General features: G+C 61.8%; 11 protein-coding genes. 8 read left to right on the forward strand and 3 right to left on the reverse strand.

Features of this window, described 5'->3' with window-relative positions; genetic code table 11:
- Nucleotides 1–455: 455 nt before the first annotated feature.
- On the reverse strand, nucleotides 456–1,376 hold the full coding sequence (locus BBI10_RS19205; protein ID WP_065991377.1) for a LysR family transcriptional regulator: 921 nt from the start codon (nucleotides 1,374–1,376) through the stop codon (nucleotides 456–458).
- Nucleotides 1,377–1,542: 166 nt separating this feature from the next.
- Here BBI10_RS19205 and trhA point away from each other — a divergent pair, with 166 nt between their 5' ends.
- The 8 genes from trhA (at nucleotide 1,543) to hydA (ending at nucleotide 9,275) form a co-directional block, all read left to right on the forward strand.
- The gene (trhA, locus tag BBI10_RS19210) at nucleotides 1,543–2,160 is read left to right on the forward strand and encodes a PAQR family membrane homeostasis protein TrhA (protein ID WP_065991203.1); all 618 of its coding nucleotides are present in this window, start codon (nucleotides 1,543–1,545) and stop codon (nucleotides 2,158–2,160) included.
- A gap of 306 nt (nucleotides 2,161–2,466) precedes the next feature.
- Nucleotides 2,467–3,243, forward strand: coding sequence for a transporter substrate-binding domain-containing protein (locus tag BBI10_RS19215; RefSeq protein WP_065991205.1), 777 nt, complete (start codon nucleotides 2,467–2,469; stop codon nucleotides 3,241–3,243).
- 52 nt (nucleotides 3,244–3,295) lie between these two features.
- Complete coding sequence (locus BBI10_RS19220; RefSeq protein WP_065991207.1) at nucleotides 3,296–3,973, forward strand: amino acid ABC transporter permease; 678 nt, start codon at nucleotides 3,296–3,298, stop codon at nucleotides 3,971–3,973.
- On the forward strand, nucleotides 3,970–4,704 hold the full coding sequence (locus tag BBI10_RS19225) for an amino acid ABC transporter ATP-binding protein (protein ID WP_065991208.1): 735 nt from the start codon (nucleotides 3,970–3,972) through the stop codon (nucleotides 4,702–4,704). Before BBI10_RS19220 ends, BBI10_RS19225 begins: the two co-directional genes overlap by 4 nt.
- Before the next feature lie 21 nt (nucleotides 4,705–4,725).
- Nucleotides 4,726–5,973, forward strand: a complete 1,248-nt coding sequence (locus BBI10_RS19230; RefSeq protein ID WP_065991209.1) for a cysteine desulfurase-like protein — start codon at nucleotides 4,726–4,728, stop codon at nucleotides 5,971–5,973.
- 18 nt (nucleotides 5,974–5,991) lie between these two features.
- Nucleotides 5,992–6,864: a MurR/RpiR family transcriptional regulator gene (locus BBI10_RS19235; protein ID WP_065991210.1), complete on the forward strand. Its 873-nt coding sequence runs from the start codon at nucleotides 5,992–5,994 to the stop codon at nucleotides 6,862–6,864.
- Between the two features lie 52 nt (nucleotides 6,865–6,916).
- Nucleotides 6,917–7,813, forward strand: a complete 897-nt coding sequence (locus BBI10_RS19240) for an allantoinase PuuE (protein WP_065991211.1) — start codon at nucleotides 6,917–6,919, stop codon at nucleotides 7,811–7,813.
- A gap of 13 nt (nucleotides 7,814–7,826) precedes the next feature.
- Complete coding sequence (gene hydA, locus BBI10_RS19245) at nucleotides 7,827–9,275, forward strand: dihydropyrimidinase (protein WP_065991212.1); 1,449 nt, start codon at nucleotides 7,827–7,829, stop codon at nucleotides 9,273–9,275.
- 122 nt (nucleotides 9,276–9,397) lie between these two features.
- On the opposite strand, the gene BBI10_RS19250 is transcribed toward hydA, so the two are convergent.
- Nucleotides 9,398–10,117, reverse strand: a complete 720-nt coding sequence (locus BBI10_RS19250) for a 16S rRNA (uracil(1498)-N(3))-methyltransferase (protein WP_065991213.1) — start codon at nucleotides 10,115–10,117, stop codon at nucleotides 9,398–9,400.
- Between the two features lie 59 nt (nucleotides 10,118–10,176).
- Entirely contained in the window at nucleotides 10,177–11,583 is a 1,407-nt protein-coding gene (locus BBI10_RS19255; RefSeq protein WP_065991214.1) for an adenosylmethionine--8-amino-7-oxononanoate transaminase, read from the reverse strand.
- Nucleotides 11,584–11,636: the final 53 nt, after the last annotated feature.

Below are 11,636 nucleotides of genomic sequence, written 5' to 3' on the forward strand. Positions count from 1 at the left end.
ACTCCCACAAGTCCTACGACTCGCCCGAGGTATCAAATTGACCGAGATTCTGTGGTAGCGAGCTTGCTCGCGAAGGCTTGCATTCAGCCTGCAGAGAAAGTGCTGAACGCCCCGGCCTCTTCGTGAGCAAGCTCACCCCCACAAGTCCTACGACTCGCCCGAGATATCAAATTGACCGAGATCCTGTGGGAGCGAGCTTGCTCGCGAAGGCTGCATTCAGCCTGCAGAGAAATTGGCTGCACGCCCCGGCCTCTTCGTGAGCAAGCTCACTCCCACAAGTTCTACGACTCGCCCGAGATATCAAATTGACGGAGATTCTGTGGGAGCGAGCTTGCTCGCGAAGGCTTGCATTCAGCCTGCAGAGAAAGTGGCTGAACTCCCCGGCCTCTTCGCCCCGATGCGGCCCAGACCAAGCTCACACCCACAGTGGAGATTGGATCGAGCTGAAGCCGGGATCAGGCCTGGGCCAGCCGGTTCGAGTACATCCGGCATTCCGCCAGCAACGCCAGCAGGTTCGGGTCGCGTTCGCGGGCTTTGAGGAAGACCAGTCCGATGTGCTGCTGCATGCGATAGCGCTGTTGCAATGGGATCAGCCGCACACGGTTTTCATACACGGCCGCAATCCTCCCCGGCAGCAGCGCGTAGCCCACACCCGAGCTGACCATGCTCAGCAGCGTGAAGATGTCGTTCACCTGCATGGCGATTTTCGGTTCAAACCCGGCCTGTTCAAACACCCGGGCGCCGTCGCGGTGGGTGGCAAAGCCCTGGGTCAGCGTAATGAACGTCGCTTCGCGCAGATCGCCCAGGTTCACTTCGCTTTGCTGAGCGAAGGGTGAATCCACCGGGGCCGCGAGGAAGATATCGTCTGAGAACAGCGGCAAATGCTCGCAGTCCGGATCACTCACGGATTCGTTCAGCGACACCAGAATCGCATCCACTTCCATGTTCTTCAGCTTGTAGAAAAGGTCGATGTTCGAGCCCAGAATCAGGTCGATGTTAAGTTCGCTGCGGCGGATCTTCAGGCCCATGATCAGCTGCGGCACGGTTTTGACCGTCAGTGAATACAGCGCCCCCAGCTTGAACCGCGCCGCCGAAAACCCGGCCGCCTGCCGGGTCTGTTCGATGGTGCCGAGCACGTCCTGCACCAGCTTCTGCGCACGCTCCTCCAGCACATATGCGCCTTCGAGCGGTGTGAGGTTGCGACCCTCGTGCTTGAACAGCGGACACCGCAACGCGCTTTCCAGCGAGTGAATCGCCCGATGCACGCTGACCGTGCTTGTCTGCAACTCGGCCGCCGCCCGAGCCAGATTGCCGGTGCGCATGAACGCCAGGAAGATTTCCAGCTTCTTGAGGGTGAGCTCTTCGTCGATCTGCATCGTGTGGGCCCGCGCCGGGTTCTTGTTTTGAGAGCGCCCGATTGTGCCGAAGAGATCGGCGGCTGGCTGCATTAAATTCTCGATAACACGACACAATGCGTTGTCATTGCGGTTCAGAAGCAGGACCCTTGACGCGTGTCGTGCAACTTAGAGAGGTAGTGTGCGGATGTACTACGGAGAAAAATTCAACGCCTGGACCCACTTGGTGGGCGCGATCCTGGCGACGATCGGTGCGGTCTGGATGCTGGTTGTCGCGACGATGGCCGGAGACATCTGGAAGATCATCAGCGTGGCGGTCTACGGTGTGGCCCTGGTGATGCTGTACAGCGCGTCGACGGTTTATCACAGCGTTCGCGGCCGGGCAAAAGTGATCATGCAAAAGGTCGATCACTTTTCCATCTATTTGCTCATCGCCGGCAGCTACACGCCGTTTTGTCTGGTGACGCTGCACGGGGCGTGGGGCTGGACGTTGTTCGGCATCGTCTGGGCGCTGGCGATCATCGGGATTCTGCAGGAGATCAAGCCCCGCTCCGACGCCCGCGTGATGTCCATCGTCATTTACGCGGTCATGGGCTGGATTGTGCTGGTCGCGGTCAAGCCGCTGATCGCCGCGCTGGGCATGGCCGGATTCGTCTGTCTGGCGCTGGGGGGCGTGTTCTACACCGTGGGGATCATTTTCTTCGCGTTCGACACCAAGGTCCGACACTTCCATGGGGTCTGGCACCTGTTCGTCATCGCCGGCAGCCTGCTGCACTTTGTCGCGATCGTGCGTTACGTGTTGTGAGGCTGGGCATCGCTGACCCAGCTCCTGCACATTTGGGTCTTACGCAGCGTACGTAGTTGGGCGATCCATGCGCTGCTTCGGTGCATGGCGTCCTTCAAATCACTGATCATTTTCTGTACACCCCACAGCCTTGCGCGCTTTCCCTTCTGCACCAATGCGGATAACTTCCGCACCCGATTGAAGCATTTAATTCATTTATTTTATTTGTTGAATTATTTGATTCGTCATCCTAGTCTGATCTTCGAAACGCCCCCTCTTGTGGTAAGGCGGCCTTCTTGAACTGACTGATCAATCGGGGAGCAAGACATGAATGTGAAAGTACTCTTGAGCATGGCCGTGGCAACCGCCTTTTCCGCATCCACCTGGGCCGCTGACTGGACCGTCGGCGCCAACGTGGGCAACGTGCCGTGGGAGTTTCAGGACGCCAAAGGCGAGATCGTCGGCTTCGAAGTCGACGTGGTGAAGGAAGTCGCCAAGCGCGCCGGCAAGACCGTGGAATTCGTCAACATCCCGTTTAACGGTCTGTTCAGCGCCGTGCAGTCCAAGCGCGCTGACATCGCCATCTCCTCGATCACCATCACCCCCAAGCGCCTTGAGTCCGTCGGGTTCGCCCAGCCGTATTACGACAGCGACCAATCCCTGTCCGTGCTCGCCAAATCCGGCATCAACGGCCTGAAAGACATGGACGGCAAAGTGGTCGGCGTCGACACCGGCTCCACCGGCGACATGTGGGTCAACGCCCATCAGGCCGAATACAAATTCAAGGAAGTCTCACGCTACGAAGGGCTGTCGCCTGCGATGCTCGATCTCGCGTCTGGCCGCATGGACGGCTATATCAGCGACATCCCGGCGGTCCTGTACTACATCAAGGACAAGCCGCAATACAAAGTCGTCGCGAAAATTCCTACCGGTGAGAAGTACTCGTTGATGCACGCCAAGGGCTGGGCATCGGCCGGTCAGGTCAACGACATCATCAGCACGATGAAGAAAGAAGGCGTGATCGCCGACCTGCACAAGAAGTGGTTCGGTGCCGACGCTGATCCGGAGTCCAGCACCGTTAAAGTGGTCGATGTGCTCAAGTAACCCCTGACCGCTCACGGCCCCGCCCGTCACTGCTCGCCACCAAGGAATCGCAATGGAGTTGTTAGAAACGTTCTTCAACTGGAGCGTGTTCGTCGATGCGCTGCCACTGATGCTCCGCGGCCTGGGCGTGACGGTGATGCTTGGCGTGGTCAGCATCATTCTCGGCCTGGTGGGCGGGCTGGTGCTGGCGATGCTGCGGTTGTACGGGTACGCGCCGGTGCGGTTTCTGGCGCGGGTGTACATCGACGTGCTGCGCTCGATTCCATTGCTGGTGCTGTTGGTGCTGATCTATTACGCGCTGCCGTTTGTGGGCATTCGCCTGTCGTCGTTCGCGGCGGCCACGGCGGCGCTGTCACTGGTGTCCTGCGCGTACTCGGCGGAGATTTTCCGCTCCGGCATCGAAGCCATTCCGCGCGGTCAGTTCGAAGCCTCGGCCTCCCAGGGCATGAGCTTTTTCAACACCATGCGCGACATCATCCTGCCCCAGGCCATGCGCATCGTCATGCCGCCGATGACCAGCAACTGCATCAACGTCATGAAAGACACCGCGCTGGCATCCGTCGTGGCGATGCCCGATCTGCTCAAACAAGCCACTCAGGCCCAGGCACTGTCAGCCAACCCGACACCGCTGGTGGGCGCGGCGGTCATGTACCTGTTGCTGCTTCTGCCGCTGGTGCAACTGGTGAGCTGGATCGAGCGGCGTAACGGCGCCGGGAGGAAAAGCGCATGAGCACCGTCATCGAAATGGAAGGCGTGGCCAAATTCTACGGGCCGTTCCAGGCCCTGACCGACATCAACCTGACCGTCGATCAAGGTGAAGTGGTGGTCATTCTCGGGCCTTCAGGCTCCGGGAAATCCACACTGATTCGCTGCATCAATCTGCTGGAGGAATACCAGCAGGGCGACATCCGCGTCGGCAGCCAACGTGTTGAAACGGGCCCGAAACTGGCGGGCATTCGTTGTGAAGTCGGCATGGTCTTTCAGAATTTCAATCTGTACCCGCACCTCACCGTGCTCGCCAATGTGGCCCTGGCGCCGGTCCGGGTGCGCGGCATGTCTCGGCGTGACGCCAATGAACGTGCGCGCCTGCTGCTGGAGAAAGTCGGCATGGGCGCCCACGCGGCGAAATACCCGAACCAGCTGTCCGGCGGCCAGCAGCAGCGCGTGGCCATCGCCCGGACCATGGCCATGGAACCACGGGTGATCCTGTTCGACGAGCCCACGTCGGCGCTCGACCCGGAGATGGTCGGCGAAGTGCTGGACGTCATGCAGAACCTCGCCCGCTCGGGCGTGACCATGGTCGTCGTGACCCACGAAATGGGCTTTGCGCGCAAGGTCGCCGACCGGGTGATCTTCATGGAGAACGGCCGAATCATCGAACAGAACAACCCGCACGATTTCTTCACGGCCCCGCAAGAGCCGAGAACCCGCGCGTTTTTGCAGGCCATCCTGCATCACTGATCAGACTCTGGAGCTCATCCCTTGAATGCCTTGGACATCGATTACGTACGCAGCCAGTTTCCCGCCCTCGGCAGCGGCTATGCCTACCTGGACAACGCCGGCGGCTCGGCCGTGCTCAAGCCGGTCGCCGCTCGAATTACCGATTACTTGCTCAACAGCGCCGTGCAACTGGGCGCCTCCTACAGCGAGTCGGTCGACGCAGGCGCGCGGGTCATGCAGGCACGGGAATCGGTCGCGCAACTGATCAACGCGCGCTACCCGGAAGAGTGCGTGATGGGCGGCTCAACCACCCATTTGCTGCAAATCCTCTGCCGCGCCATCGCCCCGTCGATCAATCCCGGCGACGAAATCATCGTCACCAACTGCGACCACGAAGCCAACATCGGGCCGTGGGTAAGGCTGTGCGAAGACCGCGGCGCGACCTTGCGCGTCTGGGCCGTCGACGTCCAGAGCATGGACCTGGAATTGGCTGATCTGGATGCGCTGCTCAGCGACAAGACTCGCTACCTGGCCATGACCCACGCGTCGAACATCCTCGGCAGCGTCAACCCGGTCGCCGAAGTGGCGCGCAGGGTGCACGCGGTCGGCGGCAAGTTGTGCGTCGATGCCGTGGCCTACGCGCCCCATCGGCTGGTCGATGTGCAGGCCAGCGGCGCCGATTATTACGTGTTCAGTTTCTACAAGACCTTCGGCCCGCACTTCGCCGTGCTGTGGGGCAAACGCGAGGCGTTGCTGGAGCTGCCGAGCCTGAACCACTTTTTCATCGGCCAGGAGGTCATTCCCTACAAGCTTCAGCCCGGCAACCTGAACTACGAGCTGTCCTACGGCTGCATCGGCATCAGCGATTACCTGATCGACATCGGCCGACGCCTCGGCGCCAGCGGCAGCGAACGCCAGCTGATGCAGGCGGCGTTCGATGCCTTTGAAGTCCAGGAAGACCTGTTGGCCGAAACGCTGCTGGCGTTTCTGCGGGAGACGCCGGGTGTACGAATCATCGGAAAATCCCGTGTGACCGATGGTGATCGCGTGCCAACCATCAGCTTCGTGGTGGAGGGCATTCAGTCGGAAGCCATCGTGCGCCGCGTGGACAATCACCGTATGGGCATCCGCTTTGGTGACTTCTATGCGCGCCGCCTGATCGAACAGTTGGGGCTGACCCCATACGGCGGCGTGGTTCGTGTGTCGATCGCCCACTACAACAGCGTCGATGAGCTGAATCGTCTGGTGGAGCATCTGGCTCAGGCGATCACAGAACTGCGTCCCTCCTGACTTCTATCGAGCCTTTTTATGCCTGTACCCCAAACCCTGGCCGAGCTGCGTGCTGCCATCGTCGAACATCAGGAACGCCTGACTGCGCGGCAGCGTGATGCCGCGCATTACCTGAACGAGCACCCCCACGATGTGGCGCTGAACACGGTCGCGGCGCTGGCGAAAATCTCCGGCATCCCGTCGTCGGCGTTCATTCGGCTGGCCCAGGCGCTGGGCTTCGGCGGGTTCAGCGACCTGCAGCGCTTGTTCAAGCAGCCGTTGCAGCAGGCCGGGCAGGGCAGCTTTAAAGAGCGTATTCGGCACTATCGCGGCGAGCAATTGCTCGACGATCCCACCGATGTGGGCGCCATGCTCTCGGCATTCAGCCGCGCGAATATCGTCTCGCTGGAGCACCTGGCCGAAGGCGAGCAAGTCGAGGCCATCGAGCGCGCCATCGAGCTGTTGGAACAGGCGCGCACCACCTTCGTGGTCGGCATGCGTCGCTCGTTTCCCATGGCGTCCTACCTGAGTTACGCGCTCAGCCGTGTCGGTCGTCGTGCCGTACACATCAGCGGTCTGGGCGGCAGCTTGCGCGAACAGGTCGGTGCGCTGCACGGCGATGATGTGCTGGTGGCGGTGAGTTTTCCGCCGTACGCGCAGGAAACCATCGACGCCTGCCAGCAAGCGGTCGCCGCGGGGACGCCCATCGTGGCGATCACTGACAGCATTCTCAGCCCCATCGGACAAACCGCGTCGGTGATGATCGAGGTCAACGACGCAGAGCTGCTGGGCTTTCGCTCGCTCACCGCTGCGTTCTGCATTGCGCAGACCCTGGCCATGGGCCTGGCCTTTCGCACCGGCCAGAACCTCGATGGCCCCGACCATGATGCATTGAAAACCATCGACTGCTGAGCCCTGGCTTGGCGGTCTGCCGACTGTTCGAACGTTGCAGGAGTAGGCTTTTATGGCATCACCCATTCGAGATCTGGTCGGCTACGGCCGGCAGCGCCCCCAAGGCACCTGGCCCAACGGCGCGCGGCTGGCGGTCAACTTTGTCATCAATTACGAAGAAGGCTCGGAGCGCTCCCTGGCCATGGGCGATCCTGACCAGGAGAGCATGACCGAATGGGGCAGCTATCAGTTTCCTGACGGCGTGCGCAATCTGGCGATGGAGTCGATGTACGAGTACGGCGCCCGCGTTGGCATCTGGCGGATCCTCGACATCCTGCAACAGGCCAACGTCCCGGCGACCTTTCATGCCTGTGCGGTGGCCTTCGAGCAGAACCCGGATGTCGCCAAAGCGGCTGTCGAGCTGGGCCATGAAATCTGCAGTCACGGTTATCGCTGGGAGGAGGTCTTCCGCCTGACCGAGGCTGAAGAGCGCGAGCACATTCGCCTGGCGATCGAGTCGTTCGAACGCACTTGCGGCAAGCGTCCGGTGGGCTGGTACTGCCGCTACGGCGCCAGCGTTCATACGCGACGGCTGGTCGCGGAAGAGGGCGGGTTTCTCTATGACTCGGACGCCTACAACGACGACGTGCCGTATTTCGTCGACGTCGAGGGCAAGCAACATCTGGTGGTGCCGTACACCAGCGACGTCAACGACTTCCGCTACTGGAACTCGCCGGGCTTGTCTCAGGCGTCCGATTTCCTCGAGTACATGAAGGAAAGCTTCGATGTGCTGTACGAAGAGTCCGCCGACGGCCTGCGAATGATGTCCATCGGGCTGCACCCGCGCATGGTCGGACGTCCTGGCCGTGTCCGCGCGATCAAGCATTTCATCGAGTACGCCCAGGCCCGCGAAGGCGTCTGGTTCACCACCCGCGAAGAGATCGCCAAGGCCTGGCTGACCCGCGCCTGAGGGAGTGAACGACATGCAGGCTTTTGATTTGATCATCCGCAACGCCAATGTGGTGACGGCGGCGGACGGTTTCCTGTGCGACATCGGCGTGCGCGACGGCCGAATCGTCGCGCTGGGCCTGGGCCTGGGCCTGGGCCTGGAAGGTGCCCCAGAGGAAGTCGATGCGCAAGGGCGAACCGTCACCCCCGGCGGTATCGACAGCCATGTGCATCTGGATCAGCCGACCGGTGATGGTTCGGTCATGGCCGATGACTTCGAAAGCGGCACCCGCTCGGCAGCCTGTGGCGGGACTACAACGGTGATTCCCTTTGCCTGCCAGCAGAAGGGCCAGACCCTGCGGGCGGCGGTGGAGGATTACCATCGGCGTGCGGACGGTCGGGCGCTGATCGATTACGCGTTTCACCTCATCGTCACCGACCCTACCGAAGACGTGCTGCGCCGCGAGTTGCCCGAGCTGATTGCCGAGGGCTACACCTCCTTCAAGATCTACATGACCTATGACGCGCTGAAGCTCAACGACCGGGAGATTCTGGAAACACTGTCGGTGGCGCGGGCCGAAGGCGCGATGGTGATGCTCCACGCCGAAAACAGCGACTGCATCGCTTGGTTGACCGAGCGCCTGCTCGCCGCCGGTCTCAGCGCGCCGCGTTATCACGCCACGTCGCGGCCGATGCTGGTCGAGCGCGAAGCCACCCACCGGGCCATTGCGCTGGCCGAGCTGGTGGATGTGCCGATTCTCATCGTGCACGTGTCGGGGGGCGAGGCCATCGAGCAGATCCGCTGGGCGCAGAGCCACGGCTTGAAGGTCTACGGCGAAACCTGTCCGCAGTATCTGTTTCTCACCGCGGAATCGCTGGGCTGCGATGACAGCTTCGAAGGCGCGAAATGCATCTGCAGTCCGCCGCCGAGAGACGCTGGCAATCAGCAAGTGGTCTGGGACGGCCTGCAGAATGGCTCGTTCGAAGTGTTCTCATCGGATCACGCGCCGTTTCGCTACGGTGGCCCGGACGGCAAGCGTGCCCACGGCGAGACGGCGCCGTTTTCAGAAGTGGCCAATGGCATTCCGGGCGTCGAAACGCGCATGGCGCTGCTCTGGTCGGAAGGCGTGCGCAAGGGGCGAATCAGCCCGCAGGCGTTTGTCGCGCTGACGGCCACTCATGCGGCGCGGCTGTACGGTTTGTATCCGCGCAAGGGCAGCATCGCCATTGGCTCGGATGCGGATCTGGTGATCTGGGATGAGGACCTGGACATCGAACTGACCAATGAAATGCTGCACCACAACGTCGACTACACGCCGTACGAGGGGATGCGCTTGAGTGCATGGCCGGCGATGACGTTCGCCAGAGGGGAGCGGGTCTGGGACGGCAGCCCGTTGGGCGAACCGGGGCGTGGAGAGTTTCTGCCCTGCGCCCGGCCGGAGCCTGCGAAAGCACGGCGTCGAGCGTCGGAATTGCCGCAGTGAGGACTAAATCACTGGCGGATGTACGCGACCCTTGTAGGACTGGCCTCAGCCGGGAAGGGGCCGGTGTGCGCACCATCAATCTTGCGGCGTGACGACTGACGCCTTCCCGGCTGAAGCCGGTCCTACAAATCACCCCACAACTGTTGCGCGATGCTCAGCGCCACCACTGGCGCGGTTTCGGTGCGCAGCACGCGGGGGCCGAGGCGGGCGGCGTGGAAACCGGCGTCCTGTGCCTGGGCCACTTCGGCGTCATTCAGCCCACCTTCAGGACCAATCAAAAAGGCCAGACTGCCGGGCTTTTCATGGCTGGTCAGCGGCGCCGCGACCGGGTGCAGCACCAGCTTCAAGTCCGCTTCCGTCTGCTTGAGCCACTCGGCCAGAGTCACCGGCCCATGAATCACCGGCACCACCGAGCGCCCGCACTGTTCGCAGGCGCTGATCGCGATCTGCTGCCAATGGGCCTGACGCTTCTCCGCACGCTCATCTTTGAGACGCACTTCGCAGCGCTCGCTGATGATCGGGGTAATCTGCGTCACGCCCAGTTCGGTGGCTTTCTGAATCGCCCAATCCATCCGCTCACCCCGGGAGAGGCCCTGGCCAAGATGGATCTGCAAGGGCGACTCCGGCTGACCGGCAAAGCGTTCGCTCACCTGCACCCGCACCTGCTTTTTGCCGACTTGCGCCAGCGTGGCGCGAAACTCATGGCCCGAACCATCGAACAGCTGCACCGCGTCGCCTTCGGACATGCGCAACACGCGGCTGATGTAATGGGCCTGGGCCTCTGGCAGTTCGTGCTCCCCGACGCTGAGGGTGGCATCGACGAAAAAGCGGGACAGTCTCATGGTTGTGTCTCTAAAGATTGTGTTGAATGCAGCGCCTGGAGAATGGGTGTAACGGCCTGCTAGCCTGGATCACGAAAATCCGGATGGAAGTTCTCTCTCACCGCCACACTCACGCTGCTGCGCGTCGCGATGTCTATCCCTTCGGTCGCTACATCGGCCAGGAAGTCGATCTGCTCCGGTGTGATTACGTAGGGCGGCAGGAAGTACACCACGCTGCCCAGCGGACGCAGCAAAGCACCTCGGGTCAGCGCGTGCTCGAACACCTTGAGCCCGCGCCGCTCCTGCCACGGATACGGCGTTTTAGTGGTCTTGTCCTGCACCATCTCGATGGCAATCGCCATCCCGGTCTGCCGCACTTCAGCGACGTTCGGGTGATCGACCAGATGCGCCGTCGCGGTCTTCATGCGCTGGGCCAGCGCCTTGTTGTTTTCGATGACGTTGTCCTGCTCGAAAATATCCAGCGTCGCCAACGCCGCCGCGCACGCCAGCGGGTTGCCGGTGTAACTGTGGGAGTGCAGAAACGCGCGTAGCGTCGGGTAATCGTCGTAAAACGCGTCGTACACATCATCGGTGGTGATGCACGCCGCCAGCGGCAGATAGCCGCCGGTCAGCGCCTTGGACAGGCACAGGAAGTCCGGGCGAATGCCGGCCTGCTCGCAGGCAAACATGGTCCCGGTGCGGCCGAAGCCCACGGCTATCTCGTCATGAATCAGGTGCACGCCATACCGGTCGCAGGCCTCGCGCAGCAGCTTGAGGTAGATCGGGTCGTACATGCGCATGCCGCCCGCGCCTTGAATCAGCGGCTCGATGATCACCGCCGCGACGCTGTCGTGATGCTCGGCGAGGGTTTGCTCCATCACCGCGAACATCGTCCGGGTGTGCTCTTCCCAGCTCACGCCTTCAGGCCGGTGGTAGCAGTCCGGGCTTGGCACCTTGATGGTGTCCATCAGCAGCGCTTTGTAGGTCTCAGTGAACAGCGGCACGTCACCGACCGCCATCGCGGCCATGGTTTCGCCGTGGTAGCTATTGGTCAGGGTGACGAAGCGCTTCTTGTCCGGCTTGCCGCGATTGAGCCAGTAATGAAAGCTCATCTTCAGCGCGACTTCGATGCAGGACGAACCGTTGTCGGCGTAGAAGCAGCGCGTCAGGCCTTCGGGCGTCATCGCCACCAGACGCTCGGACAGCTCGATGACCGGCTGATGGCTGAAGCCTGCCAGGATCACGTGCTCCAGTTGATCGACCTGATCCTTGATGCGCTGATTGATGCGCGGGTTGGCGTGGCCGAATACGTTGACCCACCAGGAGCTGACCGCGTCGAGGTAGCGCTTGCCTTCGAAGTCCTCCAGCCAGACCCCTTCGCCGCGCTTGATCGGAATCAGCGGCAGTTTTTCGTGGTCTTTCATCTGGGTGCAGGGGTGCCAAAGGACCTTCAGGTCGCGCTGCATCCACTGGTCGTTAAGGCCCATTACTCTTCTCCACATAGCGGCTCGCATGGCGCGAGGGCAAACAATCGCGCAAG

Source organism: Pseudomonas graminis (genome assembly GCF_001705435.1).
In the GTDB taxonomy this organism is placed as follows: Bacteria; Pseudomonadota; Gammaproteobacteria; order Pseudomonadales; family Pseudomonadaceae; genus Aquipseudomonas; species Aquipseudomonas graminis_B.

What these genes read in the sequence shown, in the direction of transcription:
- BBI10_RS19215 (WP_065991205.1), top strand. Translation starts at nt 2,467, where the DNA reads ATGAATGTGAAAGTACTCTTGAGCATGGCCGTGGCAACCGCCTTTTCC.
- BBI10_RS19220 (WP_065991207.1), top strand. Translation starts at nt 3,296, where the DNA reads ATGGAGTTGTTAGAAACGTTCTTCAACTGGAGCGTGTTCGTCGATGCG.
- BBI10_RS19255 (WP_065991214.1), bottom strand. Translation starts at nt 11,583, where the DNA reads ATGGGCCTTAACGACCAGTGGATGCAGCGCGACCTGAAGGTCCTTTGG.
- BBI10_RS19240 (WP_065991211.1), top strand. Translation starts at nt 6,917, where the DNA reads ATGGCATCACCCATTCGAGATCTGGTCGGCTACGGCCGGCAGCGCCCC.
- BBI10_RS19235 (WP_065991210.1), top strand. Translation starts at nt 5,992, where the DNA reads ATGCCTGTACCCCAAACCCTGGCCGAGCTGCGTGCTGCCATCGTCGAA.
- BBI10_RS19205 (WP_065991377.1), bottom strand. Translation starts at nt 1,376, where the DNA reads ATGCAGATCGACGAAGAGCTCACCCTCAAGAAGCTGGAAATCTTCCTG.
- BBI10_RS19225 (WP_065991208.1), top strand. Translation starts at nt 3,970, where the DNA reads ATGAGCACCGTCATCGAAATGGAAGGCGTGGCCAAATTCTACGGGCCG.
- trhA (WP_065991203.1), top strand. Translation starts at nt 1,543, where the DNA reads ATGTACTACGGAGAAAAATTCAACGCCTGGACCCACTTGGTGGGCGCG.
- hydA (WP_065991212.1), top strand. Translation starts at nt 7,827, where the DNA reads ATGCAGGCTTTTGATTTGATCATCCGCAACGCCAATGTGGTGACGGCG.
- BBI10_RS19250 (WP_065991213.1), bottom strand. Translation starts at nt 10,117, where the DNA reads ATGAGACTGTCCCGCTTTTTCGTCGATGCCACCCTCAGCGTCGGGGAG.